The organism is Sinorhizobium alkalisoli (assembly GCF_008932245.1).
Classification (GTDB): domain Bacteria; phylum Pseudomonadota; class Alphaproteobacteria; order Rhizobiales; family Rhizobiaceae; genus Sinorhizobium; species Sinorhizobium alkalisoli.
Map to the genome: position 1 here is coordinate 1,493,135 of NZ_CP034910.1, position 16,081 is coordinate 1,509,215.

At 63.2% G+C, this 16,081-nt stretch carries 14 protein-coding genes; 9 read left to right on the forward strand and 5 right to left on the reverse strand.

Features of this window, described 5'->3' with window-relative positions; translation table 11 throughout:
- Positions 1–17: 17 nt before the first annotated feature.
- Positions 18–1,082: a polysaccharide pyruvyl transferase family protein gene (locus tag EKH55_RS24735; RefSeq protein WP_151613548.1), complete on the forward strand. Its 1,065-nt coding sequence runs from the start codon at positions 18–20 to the stop codon at positions 1,080–1,082.
- On the forward strand, positions 1,069–2,478 hold the full coding sequence (locus EKH55_RS24740) for a Coenzyme F420 hydrogenase/dehydrogenase, beta subunit C-terminal domain (protein ID WP_246231874.1): 1,410 nt from the start codon (positions 1,069–1,071) through the stop codon (positions 2,476–2,478). Before EKH55_RS24735 ends, EKH55_RS24740 begins: the two co-directional genes overlap by 14 nt.
- On the opposite strand, the gene EKH55_RS24745 is transcribed toward EKH55_RS24740, so the two are convergent.
- Genes EKH55_RS24745 through EKH55_RS24755 form a run of 3 tightly spaced genes read right to left on the reverse strand, consistent with a single transcriptional unit; the run spans position 2,415 to position 5,130 of the window.
- On the reverse strand, positions 2,415–3,389 hold the full coding sequence (locus tag EKH55_RS24745) for a glycoside hydrolase 5 family protein (protein WP_151613549.1): 975 nt from the start codon (positions 3,387–3,389) through the stop codon (positions 2,415–2,417). The genes EKH55_RS24740 and EKH55_RS24745 overlap by 64 nt on opposite strands.
- A 2-nt stretch (positions 3,390–3,391) precedes the next feature.
- The gene (locus EKH55_RS24750) at positions 3,392–4,030 is read right to left on the reverse strand and encodes a histidine phosphatase family protein (RefSeq protein WP_151613550.1); all 639 of its coding nucleotides are present in this window, start codon (positions 4,028–4,030) and stop codon (positions 3,392–3,394) included.
- Complete coding sequence (locus tag EKH55_RS24755; RefSeq protein ID WP_151613551.1) at positions 4,027–5,130, reverse strand: inositol-3-phosphate synthase; 1,104 nt, start codon at positions 5,128–5,130, stop codon at positions 4,027–4,029. The genes EKH55_RS24750 and EKH55_RS24755 overlap by 4 nt, the downstream gene beginning before the upstream one ends.
- A 66-nt stretch (positions 5,131–5,196) precedes the next feature.
- On the opposite strand from EKH55_RS24755, the gene EKH55_RS24760 reads away from it, so the two are divergent.
- Entirely contained in the window at positions 5,197–7,020 is a 1,824-nt protein-coding gene (locus EKH55_RS24760) for a hypothetical protein (RefSeq protein ID WP_246231876.1), read from the forward strand.
- Positions 7,021–7,039: 19 nt separating this feature from the next.
- On the opposite strand, the gene EKH55_RS24765 is transcribed toward EKH55_RS24760, so the two are convergent.
- Together EKH55_RS24765 and EKH55_RS24770 are read right to left on the reverse strand one after the other, a co-directional pair.
- On the reverse strand, positions 7,040–8,047 hold the full coding sequence (locus tag EKH55_RS24765) for a Gfo/Idh/MocA family protein (RefSeq protein WP_151613552.1): 1,008 nt from the start codon (positions 8,045–8,047) through the stop codon (positions 7,040–7,042).
- A complete protein-coding gene (locus tag EKH55_RS24770; protein ID WP_151613553.1) occupies positions 8,040–9,032 on the reverse strand; it encodes an MDR/zinc-dependent alcohol dehydrogenase-like family protein in 993 nt (330 codons plus the stop codon). The genes EKH55_RS24765 and EKH55_RS24770 overlap by 8 nt, the downstream gene beginning before the upstream one ends.
- Positions 9,033–9,368: 336 nt before the next feature.
- Between EKH55_RS24770 and EKH55_RS24775 the strand changes: the two genes are divergently transcribed.
- From EKH55_RS24775 to EKH55_RS24800, 6 genes are read left to right on the forward strand one after another with little or no spacing between them, the layout of a single operon-like run.
- Positions 9,369–10,475, forward strand: coding sequence for an NAD-dependent epimerase/dehydratase family protein (locus EKH55_RS24775; protein ID WP_151613554.1), 1,107 nt, complete (start codon positions 9,369–9,371; stop codon positions 10,473–10,475).
- Positions 10,472–11,593 (forward strand): NAD-dependent epimerase/dehydratase family protein, encoded by a 1,122-nt coding sequence (locus EKH55_RS24780; protein WP_151613555.1) that lies wholly within the window; start codon positions 10,472–10,474, stop codon positions 11,591–11,593. Before EKH55_RS24775 ends, EKH55_RS24780 begins: the two co-directional genes overlap by 4 nt.
- Positions 11,590–12,741: a glycosyltransferase family 4 protein gene (locus tag EKH55_RS24785; RefSeq protein ID WP_246231878.1), complete on the forward strand. Its 1,152-nt coding sequence runs from the start codon at positions 11,590–11,592 to the stop codon at positions 12,739–12,741. Before EKH55_RS24780 ends, EKH55_RS24785 begins: the two co-directional genes overlap by 4 nt.
- A gap of 2 nt (positions 12,742–12,743) precedes the next feature.
- Positions 12,744–13,874, forward strand: coding sequence for a CgeB family protein (locus tag EKH55_RS24790; RefSeq protein WP_151613556.1), 1,131 nt, complete (start codon positions 12,744–12,746; stop codon positions 13,872–13,874).
- A complete protein-coding gene (locus EKH55_RS24795) occupies positions 13,871–14,959 on the forward strand; it encodes a CgeB family protein (RefSeq protein ID WP_151613557.1) in 1,089 nt (362 codons plus the stop codon). The genes EKH55_RS24790 and EKH55_RS24795 overlap by 4 nt, the downstream gene beginning before the upstream one ends.
- A complete protein-coding gene (locus EKH55_RS24800) occupies positions 14,956–16,074 on the forward strand; it encodes a CgeB family protein (RefSeq protein ID WP_151613558.1) in 1,119 nt (372 codons plus the stop codon). Before EKH55_RS24795 ends, EKH55_RS24800 begins: the two co-directional genes overlap by 4 nt.
- The last annotated feature ends 7 nt before the right edge of the window (positions 16,075–16,081 follow it).

The window sequence follows — 16,081 nt, forward strand, 5'->3', positions numbered from 1 at the left end:
CGAGAAGGTCAAAGCCGTTGCCGAAAGTGGGTATCCTCACCTTCCATCGTTGCATCAACTACGGATCATTCTGGCAGGCGCGCTGTCTGGTCGACGGTCTCCGGTCGCTCGGAGCCGATCCGGTGATACTCGACCATCGCTCCGCCCATATCCGCCGCGCCGAATTGCGCTGCGCCTTTCAGCCGCTGCTGCCGGCCAGATCGGCACGAGCGGACTTTCCGCTCTATGCTTCGAAGGTCAGAAAATTTGCGGAAGCCATCGCGTCCTATCCGCTAAGCGGAGCGTTCGAGATCGACAGTCCAGCTGGCATCGAAACCTTCGGCCTTGTGCTTGTCGGGAGCGACGAGGTCTGGAATCTCAGCCACCCCTGGTATGGGGGCCGTCCGCTCTTTTACGGAGAAGGCGTGCCGGCGCGCCGCCTCGTCTCCTATGCGGCCACCTTCGGGAACTTGCCTGCAGCACAGGGGATCGAAGCCTACTGGGCTGACAAACTGCGGGAATTCGATGGTATTTCCGTACGCGACGCCAATTCGAGGGCAATCATCGCGAAGGATCTCAAGCGTCACGCCACGCTCGTGCTCGATCCTTGCCTCCAGTTTCCCGCATCGCCTGCGCGAAGCCAGGGGAACGGACCAATGCCCCCTTACCTGGCCGTGTATGGCCACTCCTTTCCGGACTGGTTCCAGGCCGGCATCCGTCGATGGGCGGAATCCTGTTCGCTCGATATCGTCAGTATCGGCTACCGAAACGATTGGACCGACCGACAGTGGCTCGACGCAGGGCCGTACGAATTCGCCGGATTCATTGCCGGCTCCGCCGCAGTCGCCACGAACTTCTTTCACGGCTGCGTGTTCTCGCTGATCAATGCGAAGCCTTTCGTCTGTACCCTGTCGGATTACCGCTCCAACAAGATAGGCGATCTCACGCGAACGGTCGGTGCCGAAGATCACCTCGTCTCGGAAGAGACGCCACTAGCGACCTATGAAGCCATGCTCGGGGAACCGCTCGATCCGGGCATCGCAGCCCGGATCGCAAAACTCCGCCTGCAATCCGGGACGTATCTGGCCGATGTCCTCCAATGAAAGAACCCCCGATCATGCCAGGCGAGCCGTGCTGACGCCGGCGCAGATGAACAGGGCCGGCCTCTGCATCGGCTGCGGCGCCTGTGTAGCGCAGGCCGGCGAAAGCACTGCCAGAATGCATACCGACCGGTTTGGTCAGCTCAAGCCACTTACCTCCGGAGAAAGGAACGGCAGCTCAGCCTTTGCGGAAATCTGCCCCTTCTCTCCCAGCTCCGCCAATGAAGATGCGATCGCCGCCGAGCGTTTTGCCTCGAGCAAGTACCTCGACCCGCGCATTGGACGATACGAGGCCTGCTATGTCGGCCATGTCCGCGAAGGGATATTTCGCGCCGAAGGGAGTTCCGGCGGGATGGCGACCTGGACGGCGGTCGAGCTCCTGGCAAAGCGGCTGGTCGACGGCGTCGCGCATGTCGTCCCATCTTCCGGCGATCAACCCTTCTTCCGCTATCAAATCTCGCGAAAGGCAGAGGACGTCCGCAGAGGCGCCAAGTCGCGATATCATCCGGTCGAGCTATCCGGCATCGTCGAAGAAGTCCGGCGGCAACCCGGCCGCTATGCGGTCGTCGGCATTCCCTGCTTCGTCAAGGCCGTGCATCTACTCAGGCGGCGGGACCCGGTGCTACAGGAGCGGCTCGCGTTCATGCTTGGCCTCTTTTGCGGCCATATGAAAAGCGCCCGTTTCGTCGAGAGCTTCGCCTGGCAGATGGGTGAGAGGATCGACGCGGTGACCGGTGTCGATTACCGGCTGAAGGATGAGAACAGACCGGCCAACTGGTACACCGCGCATCTTGAGATGCGGGACGGCAGCAGCCGGAGTCGGGACTGGTGGCACCTTGTCGATGGCGATTGGGGCGCCGGCTTCTTCCAGAACTCCGCTTGCAATTTCTGCGATGACGTGGTCGCCGAAACGGCCGATATTTCCTTCGGCGACGCCTGGGTGGAGCCCTATGCGTCGGACGGTCGCGGCACCAATGTCGTCATTGTCCGATCGCCGGAGCTTCACCGGCTGATCGGTCGAGCCGCAGAGGAAGGGCGGCTTGAACTGCGGGAAGTCGACAGCGCCTTTGTGGTGCGAACCCAGGCAGCCGGATTCAGGCAGCGGCGCGAGGGCCTTGCCTTTCGTCTAAGCTGGCCGCGGCGCGGCGTCAGGCCTTCAAAGCGCGTTCCACCGAAGTTCACCGGCCTGCCGCTGCGGCGCATGCTGGTCTATTGGCTGCGAAGCGTGATCAGCGCCCAGAGCCATCATGTCTTCTGGTGCGCCCGCGCCTTGCATCTGCCCGCGCTCTATCTCCGCTGGGCCTCCGCGATGCTCGCGTTCTATCAGGGCGTCACCTATTCGCGCGGCTGGGTCGGAAGGTTCGTCGACCGCATCGTCCCCCGGGAGAAAGGCGACTGATCGACGAAATCCAGGGTTGAGGAGGTGGTTGCATAGCGTTCGGTCATTTCGGCGCAGAATTCGGCGAACTCTTCCGGTACGATCGGCGTGCTGGTGTGATGGGCAGCGAGCCCCCTGTGGGCCGGCGTGAAGCAGAAGGTGACGGTCACGTCGAAGTCTTCCAGCGCCTCCATCTGGCGATCGAACCAGTCCAGTGCGTTAGGCCGGAAGCGATCGGCCCAGGAAAGGCCTGTCCGCATATAGGTGACGCCAAGCCGCTTCATCCATGCGACTGCTTCGTCCAGACGCGGGTCCTCGAAATGGAACCACTGCATCAGCCCGAGCTCGGGCGTGTGCCTGGCGAATTCATCGATGGACGGTTTCGGCGTGCCGTCCTCGCGCAGCAGTCCCATGTAGAAATGCCGATAATAGGAGGAACCCTCCGCTTCGCGATGGCGGGTGGTTGCGCCCCAGGCGCTTGGCAGGTCGTAGAGGCTGTACCACTGGATCCGGTCAATCCTGCCCTTGAGCAATTCAACCGTCCTTTTCAATCCCCAAGCCTGCACCTCCTCGGCTCCAAAAGTCGAAACGCCGACCTCGCTCACCCATAGGGGCAGATCGGTGACGTGCCGAATTTCCTCGATCTTCTGCGGCCATTCGTCGATCTGCCACAGGTTCCAATCGAGGGGAAAGCCATGAACTGCGACGACATCGACATGATCGAGCACGCCATAGGATTTCATCAGCGCCATGAAATTCGGATCGATCGGCGAAATGCCGCCAAGCACGCGCGTGAGGCGGGGATTCACACCGCGGATCGCATCTCCGGCCAGTTTCGCCATATGGGCAAATCGGCTCCAGTCGGGGTCTAGGTCCGGGTCCCAATGCGACTTGTTGTTCGGTTCGTTCCAGATCATGGCGGCTTCGATCATAATTACCTCCGCGCTGTCAGAAGATGGGCTGTCTCGTCATGCTCGGGCACTTCGCGGTTCAGCATCAGGAGTTTCATGTCGCCGCCGCTTGCCGCCACCGCGGAAACAGAGGCCGGCGCAATCTCGAAACGGGGCCAGGCATCCAGCGAAAGACCGAGCACGTGGCAGACGAGCGCCTTGATGACATCGGCGTGACTGACAAGAGCGACTTTCCTGCCGTCATGGTCCTTTGCCAGAGTCTCGACGAACTGCGTCACGCGCCGCTGCACGTCGGACATGGTCTCGCCCCCGGGCGCGCGCACGCGGCTTCTCATAGAGTTCCATTGCCGCCATAGCGAATCGCTGTGAAGCGTCTCGAAGGTTTTGCCGGACCAGGCGCCAAAGTCGACCTCGTCGAGCGCTTCCGCCCTGGTCACCTGGCCAAGTCCGGCGGCTGCGGCAATGGCACCGGCGGTCTCGTTGGTCCGCTTGCGGGGGCTCGCATAGATCGAGGCAATTCCCTCGCCGGCGAGTTGCGCCGCGAGCCGCTCTGCCTGTTTTCTCCCGGCTACGCCGAGGGAAACGTCGGTCGTTCGCCCGGCGAGGAACTGACCGATCCGGTCGTGAGCGGCGTGCCGCACCAGAATGAACGTGGTCGTCACTCAGCCGCTCCCAGGAGTCCTTCTTCGTCGCTGGCGATGAACTCCTCCAGGCGTCGGCGTGCTTCTGCATCGGTGAACTGCCGCGGCGGAGACTTCATGAAATAGCTCGATGGGGCGATCAGCGGCCCACCCATCTTGCGGTCGAGCGCAAGCTTGGCGCAGCGCACTGCATCGATGACGACGCCCGCGGAATTGGGTGAATCCCAGACTTCGAGCTTCAACTCGACACTGAGCGGGACATTGCCGAAGGTGGTACCCTCGACGCGGATATAGGCGAATTTCCGGTCGGCAAGCCAGGGAACATGGTCGCTTGGGCCGATATGGATGTCGTCGGCAGCGAGCGGGACATCCAATTGGCTAAGGACCGATTGGGTCTTCGAAATCTTCTTCGATTCCAGCCGCTCCCGCTCGAGCATATTGAGGAAGTCGGTATTGCCGCCGAAATTGAGCTGATAGGTCCGGTCGATCCGTACGCCGCGGTCGCGGAAGAGATTGGCGAGCAGGCGATGCACGATGGTGGCGCCGACCTGGCTTTTAATATCGTCGCCGATGAGCGGCAGACCGCGTTCGGCAAAGCGCCTCTGCCAGGCGCCGTCGGACGCGATGAAGACGGGGATGCAATTGATGAAACCGCAACCGGCGGCCAGCGCCTGTTCCGCATACCAGCGCGTAGCCGCCTCCGAGCCGACGGGCAGATAAGAAACGAGTACATCCGTTTCGCTTTCCCGCAGCACTTCGGCGACATCGACCGCGGGCTGGTCGGCTTCTTCTATGTTCTCGCGGAGATATCGGCCGATGCCGTCAAGCGTCCGGCCGCGTTGAACGGTCACACCCGTCGGAGCGACATCGGCGAAGCGAAAGGTGTTGTTGGGTTTGGCGTAGATCGCATCGGCAACATCCCGGCCCACCTTCGAGGCGGCGACGTCGAATGCCGCGGCGATCTCGATGTCGCTCACATGATAGCCGCCGAGAGCGACATGCATCAGCCCGGGAACCGGTTCGCCCTCTCTGGCATTACGATAGAAGGTGAGCCCCTGGACCAGCGACGAGGCACAATTGCCCACCCCCGCCAGGCCGATCCGAATGGATTTCGATCGCATCTCCGCACTCCCGCATAGCATCTACAATGCTTGTCAAACCCATGCGCGCTGGATTGGTTCCTTGAAATGACACGCACCGCGCGGATCGAATTCCCGGGCCACGCGTTGAAGGCGAACGGGAAAGGCGATCAGATGCTGGTGTACGGCGACTCCAAGCGCTCGGAATGCGCTGACGCTCTCTGCGAGGCAATTGCCGAAAGGCTGGCGAAGGTTGAGCATCAGCCACCAGGGATCGCAAGGCACATGGGTCTGGTTGGCGTCCTGCTGAACGCCGGCGAACTGGCACAGGGATTGTCGGATCTCGAGTTCAAGAGCATTGGCGCCGACGAAGTCTCGCCCGTGCGGAAAGCGGCCGGAGGCCTGCTTATCCAGATCGCGGACCTCGTGGTCCAATCCTGGCTTCACGATTTCGCCTGGGATCCGGCCGACCCCGTCCGCATGTCTGCCCTTCTGCGGGAGCTTCGGAAACCTGAGGCGCTATCGATAAGGGAAGGGGAGGGCTTCGCCTTTTACGGTCTCTATCCGGAAAGCTACATCGAGGCGGCGATACGTTCGAAGCTTTCTTCGAACAACGTCGTGATCGGTATCCGGTCCATCGGCACCACTCTTTCGGCCGTCGTTTCCGCGGCAATCGGGGCCGCGCCACCGGAGACGGTGCGCCCGGTCGGGCCGCCTTACCGAAAGCGAACTGTCATCGCGCCCAAGCTTTCCCGGCACTTGCTGCGCCACCCCGACGCCGAATTCGCGATCGTCGACGAGGGCCCCGGCCTTTCCGGCAGTTCGTTCGGCAGTGTGGCCGACTGGCTCGAGGAGCACGCCGGCCGTGACAGGCGCCTTCACTTCTTCCCAGGACACAAAGGACGTCTTGGGCCCGAGGCCTCTCGCCGCCACCGTGTCCGGTGGAAAGCGAGCCCGCGGCACGTTGTCGACATGGACGAGCTCCTCCTTGGTGGCGCCCCTCCCACTCACCGGCTGGCGTCCTGGGTAAGCGACCTTGTCGGCCCGCTGGAGCGGCCCCTAGAAGATATTTCCTGCGGCACCTGGCGGCGCGCCACTGCCGGTGATCGGCAGGCATGGCCTCCCGCGGATCGCAGGTTCGAGCGGCGAAAATTCCTGGCGCACACGGCAAACGGGCTCTGGCTCGTCAAGTTCGCCGGCCTTGGCAATATCGGCGAGCGCAAATACGCCAAGGCGCGCCTGCTCGCGGCGGCTGGTTTCACGCCACCGGTTGCGGGGCTCTGCCACGGCTTTCTGGTTCAGAAATGGGTGCCGGCACACTTGGCCCCGCGAGATCTGCACCGCGGGGATTTCGTCGCACATCTCGGCGAGTACCTGGCGTTCCGGGCTCGCCGCCTGCCTGCGCCGGCAACCGGCGGCGCCTCGCTTTCCAAGCTCTGCGAGATGACCGTAATGAACACGGAAGAAGCGTTGGGGGCGGCGGCCGGCCGGGCCGTGAGAGAGCGCGTCGACGATTCTTTACGCTACGCCGACCTCCCTGTGCCGATCGATACCGACAATCGGCTGCACGCCTGGGAATGGCTTCCTGCCGGGGAACGCGGCTTCCTCAAGACGGATGCGCTCGACCACAGCGAAGGCCACGACCTTGTCGGCGCACAGGACGTGGCATGGGACATAGCGGGCGCGGCAATCGAGTTCGATCTGTCACCGGACGAAACGGCAAAGCTGCGCGCGGCTGTTTCCGACGGGTGCTTGCGTGCCGTGAACGCGGAACTGCAGGCGGTCTTCGAGATCTGCTACCTGGCTTTCCAGGTCGGTCTTTGGACGACTGCCAGGAAGTTTGCGCCGGCGGACGAAGCATTACAGCTGGAGGTGGTCGCTTCACGTTACGTAAATTGTCTGCGGCAGCGTACTCTGGAAGTCGCGGCCTGAGCTCAAAGGCCGAGCGCCTCTATCGTCCGTAAATTCTGTCTAGCACTTCGGCGACAGTCGCAAACCGTTCGCAATCCGGGTCGAATGCATCGCCTGCGGCGAGGCGCTCAGCCCAGGCGGCGGCTGCGCGCCCGCCCCAGGCATCCGGTGGCGATGCCAGGACCTGCCGTTGCGTTCCGCGGTGAAGTTCAGCCGTGAAGTCGAGGAACGAGCCGTTCACGTTACGGAAGCCTGCTCCCCCTCGGGTACCATGGAAGTCGGCGCCGATCACGGCATCGCAGCCCGCATGCAATTGCCACGAGCAAGCGATCCGGGCGACGACACCGTTGTCGAGTTCGAGCGTTGCGACGGCGTAGTCCTCGACCTCATCGCCGTCCTGAAAAATCGGCGATCCCTTCGAATATAACCGGCTATCGACGCGGACGACGTTCGGGAAACCGAGAACCCAAAGAACGAGGTCCACGAGGTGTACGCCGAGATCCATCACACAGCCTCCGCCCGACAACGCCTTGTCGTAGAACCAGGGCTTGCCGGGACCGTAGGCATTGTGGAAGACGAGATCGACGGCATAAACTGTGCCGAGTTCGCCCGCGACGATCAGATCGCGAACGCGTCGAATGCCTTCCGTATGACGATAGGACAGGTCGACGCCAAGCAGCCGGTCGTTGCGTCGCGCTGCCTCGACGACTGCGACACACTCGTCGTGTGAACGGCCGAGCGGCTTCTGACAGAAAACGGCAAGGCCCCGCTCAAGGGCCATGATCGATTGCGCGGCGTGGAGGGCGCTCGGCGTGGCGATCACGACGCCGTCCAGTTCCTGATCGAGCAGCGCTTCGAGCGTCGCTGCGATCTTCGCTTGCGGCGCAAGTTCGCGCGCCGCCGCCACCATTTCGGGGGAGGGATCGGCAATGGCGGCCGGCTCGGCGGCGCCGCATTCGACGATCGCTCTCATACGGTCGAGCCCGATCCAGCCAACGCCCAAGAAGCCGATGCGGGGACGGGTCCGTTCAAGGAGCGCGTCATGCATCGCAGATCACCAGCGCCTTGACGAAGCCTTCGGGACGATCCCGGGTCATGTCCAGTGCTGCGCCGAGATCCCGGAGCGGGAAACGGTGGGTGAAGAGCGGTGAGGGCGACAGACGGCCGGCAGCGGTCGCCTCGATCGCTTCGGATATGCCGCGCATATAGACGGCCGGATCGCGCTCATGCGCGTTGATCACATCGAGGCCGCGCCAGTTCCAGAGCTGCATATTCACCTGGCGTGGGCCGTCCTGGTGATATCCGGCCACGATCAGGCGGCCGCGTTCCTTCGTCAGTTCTCCGGCAAGATCGAGCGGCCACTGCTTGCCCGTCGCCTCGATGACGCAGTCGCAGAACTGCCCCGCAGTCAGGTCCTTCACCTTCTCGATGATCCGCCAGTGATCGTCCATGGGGATTGCCTCACTGGCGCCGGCTCGCATGGCCGAAGCAAGCGAAAATGGCCGGCGGGAGACGGCGATTACCCGCGCGCCCGCCGCACTTGCGAGCTCCGTGAGGAGAATGCCGAGAAAGCCGATGCCGATGATCGCCACCGTCTCCCCCGGTTCGATCCCGCTTCGGCGGAAGATGTTGAAGGCGCAGCCGAGCGGTTCACCGGGAAAAGGGACATTTGAAAGTTCCACGGGCAAGCGGGCGATCGCCGTTTGTTCGGCGATGTCGTGCGTTGCATAGGCATGGTAGGAGAGGGCGGCGACCCGATCCCCGATCCTGAAGCCGTCGACCTCCTCGCCGATTGCATCGATCACACCCCATCCCTCGTGTCCGAGCGCACCTGGTTCGGTGGGAAAGCGCATCCATTCGGGCCCGGACCAGGGTACGAGGTTGGACGCGCAAACGCCGCAGCCCTCCAGCCTGACGCGGACCTGTCCGGGGCCTGGCTGCGGCAACGGAAGCGTCTCGATCCGAACCGTGCCCGGGGCGGTCACGACGGCAGCCGACATCGCATCCGCCTCCGCCTTCATGGAGATGTTCATCCCTACCTCCTCCTGCGGTTGAACTCGGCAGACCGGCGGGACGGTGCGTGGCGAAATGGAAGCCCGATCGCGTGCGTGCCGCATCATGCTGTAAGTTGGCATTCGGTCGCCCTCGCGCCGTTAACTTCATCTTTCCGGCTTTTGTTCCTGCCTGGACTCAGCCGCCATGGAACATCCAGCACGAGAAGACCGTTCCCTCCGTTGGAATGCCAAAACGAGAATCCGCCAAAGCTAAGTAGAAGCCTCAGAAGAAGTCATAGAAGAAGGAACATTTGCCGCGCACGTTGGTTGGAAGCTTTGTTCCACCATCTCTGATGAGTCCTAATCAGGTGCGATATGGCAAAAGTGCTAGTTACTGGCGGTTGCGGATTCATCGGCCGCCATGTGGTCGAGGAGCTTCTTTCAGGACAGTATGACGTGCGCGTCCTGGACGCACTCAACGAGCAGGTCCATGCGGATGCGCATGTTGCCCTGCCCGCCGGGGTCGATATGCGACGTGCCGACATTCGCGATGCGGCTGCAGTCAGGAGCGCACTGAGGGGCGTCGACTCCGTCATTCATCTTGCCGCCGAAGTCGGTGTCGGCCAATCGATGTACGAGATCGCCCGCTATGTCGGCGTCAACGATCTCGGCACGGCGGTCCTGCTTGAGGCCATGATCGAGATGCCCGTCCGACGAATTGTCGTCGCATCGTCCATGAGCGTCTATGGAGAGGGGCTCTACCAGACGGCGGCAGGCGAACGACTGCAACATATCCGTCGGTCGCAGTACCGCGTCAAGGGCGGCGCCTGGGACCCGGTCGGGCCGAAAGGAGAGCCTTTGAGCCCCATGCCGACGGACGAGCAGAAGCCGGTCGATCTCGCGTCGATCTATGCGCTGACGAAATATGCCCAGGAACGACAGGTGCTGATCTTCGGCGAAGCTTATGAAAGGGAAGCCGTGGCCCTGCGGCTCTTCAACGTTTTCGGTGCCGGCCAGGCACTCTCCAATCCCTACACAGGTGTGCTCGCCAATTTCGCTTCGCGTCTAGCCAACGGACAGGCGCCGATGGTCTTCGAAGACGGGCGGCAAAGGCGGGATTTCGTTCACGTCCGCGACGTGGCGCGTGGCTTTCGTCTGGCGCTGGAGCAGCCGCAGGCGACGGGCCACGTGATCAACATCGGCAGCGGACAGGCCTACGCGGTCGCCGATGTTGCGCGGATGCTCGCAGACGCCATGGGCGTGCCCGAACTCGAACCCGAGATCATGAACAAGGGCCGTTCCGGCGACATCCGCCACTGCTTCGCCGACATCGCCAAGGCGCATGACCTCATCGGCTTCGAGCCTCGCCGAAAGCTGGAGAATTCGCTTGCCGACTTCGTCGACTGGGTTCGTAGCGTCGGCGCCGTCGACCGTGGTGCCGAGATGAAGCGGCACCTGGAGACGCGAGGGCTGGTGATATGAGCGATAGATCTCCGGACAACGGAAGGCCGGGTCCCGCAGCGCCCGCTTTGGCGCGCAAAGCGAAGGCGATCCTTGTCGTAGGCGGCAGCGGCTTTATCGGCTGCAATTTGGCAGATAGCTTCCTGCAGGACGGCGAGGACGTCGTCATACTCGACAATCTGAGCCGCGCCGGCGTCGAGCGTAACCTCGACTGGCTGGTTAGAAAGCATGGGCGTCGCGTGCATGCCGCGATTGCGGATATCCGCGACCTTGCAGCGATGGAGGACGCTTTCAAGGACGCCAAGGCGGTGTTTCATCTCGCGGCGCAGACCGCGGTCACGACCAGTCTGCAGCGGCCGATCGACGATTTCGAGACGAATGCCAGGGGCACGATCAACATACTCGAGGCTGCGCGTCGCTCCGGTCGGCCGCCCGTCATCTTCGCCAGCACGAACAAGGTATACGGAACGCTCGATGGCATGAGGCTGCGTGAGGCGGGAAACCGTTATGTGCCGGCCGACGAATCCATAGCAAGCCTCGGAGTAAGCGAGGCACAGCCGCTCGACTTCCGAACACCCTATGGCTGCTCGAAAGGGGTCGCGGATCAATATGTGCTTGACTACGCCCGATCCTATGGCCTCGCGACGGCGGTGCTGCGGATGAGCTGCGTCTACGGCCCCCGGCAATTCGGTACCGAAGACCAGGGGTGGGTGGCGCATTTCCTCATTCGGGCGCTGGCGGGCGAACCGATATCGATCTACGGCGACGGCAAGCAGGTTCGCGACATCCTGCATGTCGGCGATGCTGTCGCCGCCTACCGGGCGGTGCTGAAGTCCATCGATCGGCTCGGCGGCTGCGCTTTCAACCTCGGTGGCGGACCCTCCAATGCCGTCAGCCTCGATGAAGTCCTTCGCGAGATCGAGCTGTTGACGAGCCGTCCGGTGACGACGGTCGGCAGCGACTGGCGTGCAGGCGATCAACTGTACTTCGTGGCCGACACACGGGCTCTTGAGAAGGCGGTCGGTTGGAGGGCCCGCATGGACTGGCGCACGGGCCTGCGCGACCTGCATGCCTGGCTCATTGAAGAATGGTCCGCAGCCGGTCCGGTGAAGCATAGGCCGAGGAGGGTCACTGCATGAGCTATCGCGCCGCATCTCCGCGTCCAGCCGCGGCTCAGGCCAGCGCCCGCACGAAAGTGCCGCGTCGGCTCCTGATGAGCGTCGATGCGGTAGGCGGCATCTGGCGTTATGCGATGGACCTTGCCGGCGCCCTGCGCGAGACCGGCGTCGAGACCGTCTTCGTCGGCTTCGGCCCCGCTCCCTCGCCAAACCAACGGCGCGAGGCGAACCGCATAGGCGTGCTCGAATGGTTGCCCGTGCCGCCGGACTGGATGGCGGACGATGAAGCAGACCTCGATCCGATTTCGGACCGTCTGACCGAATTAGCGCACAAGCACGCGGTCGAACTCCTGCATCTCAACCTGCCGTCGCAGGCCGTCGGCCTCCAGTTGCAAATACCGATCGTGGTGGTCTCGCATTCGTGTGTAACGACTTGGTTTGAAGCGGTGCGGGCCTGCGGACTGCCAGAGTACTGGCTCTGGCAAAAAACCCGAAACCGGCGAGGTTTCGACCGCGCCGACATGGTGCTGGCGCCAAGCCGTAGCCACGCGGCGGCACTGACTCGCTGTTACGGTACGATCGACAATCTCTCCGTTGTGCATAATGCGAGCAGCGCGCCTTGCCTGCGACCGGTCAAGGAATGCTTCGTCTTCGCCGCCGGCAGATGGTGGGATGAAGGCAAGAACGGCGTCCTGCTCGACCGCGCTGCCAGCCGGATCCGTTGGCCTGTCGTCATGGCCGGCGCGTGCGAAGGCCCGGGCGGCGAATGGCTGGCGATCGAGCATGCGGAACATCTTGGCGAACTCAGCCATGACCGGACGATGGCACTGATGTCGAGGGCCGCGATCGTCGTCTCGCCGTCTCTTTACGAACCCTTCGGCCTGGCCGCCCTCGAGGCGGCGAGATGCGGTGCAGCCCTCGTCCTTTCAGATATCGACACCTATCGCGAGCTCTGGGATGGCTCCGCGCTTTTCGCCGATCCCCGCGATCCGGAAGCACTTGCGGATTCACTCGATCGGCTGGCGCGGGATGCCGATCTCAGGGCTGAACTGGGGCACGGCGCGCGGCAGCGCTCGAGCCAATTCACGCTCGAGGCTCAGCGCGACGCAATGCTCGATGTTTATCGGCGGGCGATGCGTGCCTCTGGCCGACTGACGGCAGCGGAGTGACCATGCGATTTCTGTTCTACACCCATTCCCTGATTTCCGATTGGAACCATGGCAACGCCCATTTCTTGCGCGGCGTGATGCGCGAACTTCTCCGGCGCCGTCACGAAGCGACCGCTCTCGAACCCGGCGATTCCTGGAGCAGACGGAACCTGATCGACGATCAGGGGGTCGGCCCGATCATGGCGTTCCTCAAGAACTTTCCCGAGTTGAGGACCGCAATTTACGAAGATGATTTCGATCACGAGGCGGCGGTGAGTACCGCCGACGTCGTCGTGGTCCACGAATGGACTGATCCGAAGATCGTTAAACAACTCGGCCGGATCCGTCGTGAGGGCGGACGGTTCACGCTGGTCTTCCACGATACGCATCATCGTGCCGTCACGGCCAAAGCAGACATCGCCCGGCTTGACCTGTCGAACTACGACCTCGTGCTGGCATTCGGCGAGGCACTGCGGGAGCGATATCTCCGTTCTGGCTGGGGGAGGCACGTCTACACGTGGCACGAGGCCGCCGACACGTCCCTGTTCCAGCCGCTGCCCGGCGTCGATAAGCGCGGCGATCTCGTCTGGATCGGCAATTGGGGCGACGAAGAGCGCAGCGCCGAGATTGTCTCGCTCTTTGTGGAGCCCGCGCGGGAATTGCAGCTCAAGGCGACGGTCCGTGGCGTCAGATACCCCGAGGCAGCCCTGGGGAAACTGCGCGAGGCGGGCATTGCCTATGGCGGTTGGATTGCGAATGCGGCAGTTCCCTGTGCCTTCGCCGAACACCGCGCGACGGTGCACATTCCACGACGCCCCTATGTCGGGGCGCTGCCGGGCATTCCGACCATTCGCGTGTTCGAAGCGCTCGCCTGCGGCATTCCGCTGGTTTCGGCGCCTTGGGACGACGTGGAGGGCCTGTTCCGTTCCGGCAAGGATTTCGTCTTTGCTCGAGGCAGCGAGGAGATGAAGCGACTGTTGCGCCAGGTACTCCATGAGCCGGATTTCGCGCGAGAAATGGCGGCCTCTGGTCTTGCGACCATCCACGCCCGCCATACCTGCGCCCACCGAGTCGACGAACTCCTTCGGATCGTAGCGCCCTACAGGCCGGGCAAGGCCGCGGCTCACACTGCGCGGGAGGAGGCGACGCTATGAGAATTGCATTCTACGGCTCCAGCCTCGTTTCAGCCTATTGGAACGGTGCTGCCACCTACTATCGAGGGCTGTTGCGGGCGCTTGCATCGCTTGGCTACGAGATCACATTCTACGAGCCGGATGTCTACGATCGGCAGAAACACCGGGACATCGACCCGCCGACATGGTGCCGCGTCGTCGTCTACGAGGGATCGGTTGCCGCCATGAAGCGGGCCGCGGCTGAAGCGGCCGGCGCCGACATCGTCGTCAAGGCAAGCGGGGTGGGGTTCGAGGACGATCTGCTGCTCGAAGAGGTGTTGAGGGCGGCCAGGCCGACGGCGCTGAAAATCTTCTGGGACGTCGACGCACCCGCGACTCTGGCGGTGCTCAAGGCCGCTGAGGACCATCCGCTCCGGAGCGCACTCCCTTCGCTGGATCTCGTCTTGACCTATGGGGGAGGCGATCCCGTTGTCCGATCGTACCGGGCCATTGGGGCACGGGAATGTATTCCCGTCTACAATGCGCTCGACCCTGAGACCCACCACCCTGTGGCCCCGGAGCCCCGCTTTAACGCTGATCTCGCTTTCCTTGGCAACCGGTTGCCGGATCGGGAATCACGCGTCGAAACCTTTTTCCTCGAGCCCGCGTCGAGGCTTCCAGAGCGCCACTTCCTGCTTGGAGGAGCAGGATGGCACGACAAGCCGCTGCCGGAGAGTGTGGCCTATATCGGTCATGTTCCGACCGCCGATCACAATGCCTTCAATGCAACCCCCAAAGCGGTCCTCAACATCTCGCGCTCCAGTATGGCGGCGAATGGTTTCTCGCCGGCGACCCGCGTGTTCGAGGCGGCAGGCGCCGGAGCGTGTCTGATCACGGATGCCTGGGAGGGCATCGACCTTTTCCTGAAACCTCAAGAAGAGGTGCTGGTCGCCAGAGATGGCCGGGACGTTGCCGAACTGATGTGCAGCCTGACTGCGGGCCAGGCGAAGCAAATCGGGCAAAGGGCTCTCAGCCGCGTCCTCGGCGAGCACACCTATGCGCATCGCGCTTCGGAGGTGGACCAAACATTCCGCCGGTGGTTCAAGCGTCCGGAGGCCGCGGAATGAGATGCGCCCTCGACATCGTCGTTCTCGGCCTCTCGCTTTCCTCCTCCTGGGGCAACGGCCACGCAACGACGTTCCGGGCACTGCTTCGCGGTGTCCACGCCGCGGGGCACCGAGTGACCTTCCTGGAGCGCGACGTTCCATGGTACGCCGCGCGCCGCGATTTGGCCGACCCGGATTTCTGCGACCTGATCTTCTACACCAGCGTCGATGAACTGCTTGCCTGCCACGCGAACAGGCTGGCTGCGGCGGATGCCGTCGTCATCGGCTCCTACGTGCCACAGGGCGTCGAGGTGATCGACGCCGTCTCCCGTCTCCTGCCGAAGCGGCTTTGCTTTTACGACATCGACACGCCGGTGACGCTTTCGAAGCTGTCGCACGGCGACGAGGAATATCTGGCACGTCGCCAGATACCAGTCTTCGACCTCTATTTTTCCTTCTCGGGAGGCGGGACGATTGCCCGGCTTCGTCAGGAGTTCGGGGCGAACCGTCCCCTGCCGCTCTATTGTGCCGTCGATCTCCAAGCGTACCGCAATAGCGGTGCGCGAACGACATGGGATCTCGGCTATCTCGGGACCTATAGCCCGGATCGGCAGCCCGCTCTCGAACGGCTGCTGATCGAACCGGCGCGGCAATTGCCGGAGAAGCGTTTCGTCGTCGCAGGGCCAAGCTATCCCGCGGACATCCGGTGGCCGGAGAATGTGGAGCGCATAGAGCATCTACCTCCATCCGAGCACGCCGATTTCTACAGCCGCCAGCGCTTCACGCTAAACGTCACGCGCAGTGACATGATCGCAGCCGGCTGGTCGCCGAGCGTACGGCTCTTCGAGGCGGCGGCTTGCCGCACGCCCCTGATCAGCGACTGGTGGCAGGGCATTGAGAGCTTCTTCCCGCCCGGCGAAGCCCTTGTCATTGCGCGCACCGGCGGCGACGTCGTCACGGCACTGGTGGAACTGGACGATCGGCGACGTGAGGCGATTGCGGACGCCGCCTATCGACGTGTGGCCAGCGCGCACAGCGCTGAGGTGCGCGCGCGAGCCTTCGTCGAGGTAGTCGAAAACGTCCCGCCCAGGGGCGAGCTTCCGGCGACCCATTCCATGCGGCGGCTTCAGGCCTAACACCGAA

Coding starts and splice junctions, on each gene's coding strand:
- EKH55_RS24780 (WP_151613555.1), top strand. CDS start 10,472: ATGAGCGATAGATCTCCGGACAACGGAAGGCCGGGTCCCGCAGCGCCC.
- EKH55_RS24785 (WP_246231878.1), top strand. CDS start 11,590: ATGAGCTATCGCGCCGCATCTCCGCGTCCAGCCGCGGCTCAGGCCAGC.
- EKH55_RS24740 (WP_246231874.1), top strand. CDS start 1,069: ATGTCCTCCAATGAAAGAACCCCCGATCATGCCAGGCGAGCCGTGCTG.
- EKH55_RS24770 (WP_151613553.1), bottom strand. CDS start 9,032: ATGAACATCTCCATGAAGGCGGAGGCGGATGCGATGTCGGCTGCCGTC.
- EKH55_RS24795 (WP_151613557.1), top strand. CDS start 13,871: ATGAGAATTGCATTCTACGGCTCCAGCCTCGTTTCAGCCTATTGGAAC.
- EKH55_RS24775 (WP_151613554.1), top strand. CDS start 9,369: ATGGCAAAAGTGCTAGTTACTGGCGGTTGCGGATTCATCGGCCGCCAT.
- EKH55_RS24790 (WP_151613556.1), top strand. CDS start 12,744: ATGCGATTTCTGTTCTACACCCATTCCCTGATTTCCGATTGGAACCAT.
- EKH55_RS24755 (WP_151613551.1), bottom strand. CDS start 5,130: ATGCGATCGAAATCCATTCGGATCGGCCTGGCGGGGGTGGGCAATTGT.
- EKH55_RS24800 (WP_151613558.1), top strand. CDS start 14,956: ATGAGATGCGCCCTCGACATCGTCGTTCTCGGCCTCTCGCTTTCCTCC.
- EKH55_RS24765 (WP_151613552.1), bottom strand. CDS start 8,047: ATGCATGACGCGCTCCTTGAACGGACCCGTCCCCGCATCGGCTTCTTG.
- EKH55_RS24760 (WP_246231876.1), top strand. CDS start 5,197: ATGACACGCACCGCGCGGATCGAATTCCCGGGCCACGCGTTGAAGGCG.
- EKH55_RS24745 (WP_151613549.1), bottom strand. CDS start 3,389: ATGATCGAAGCCGCCATGATCTGGAACGAACCGAACAACAAGTCGCAT.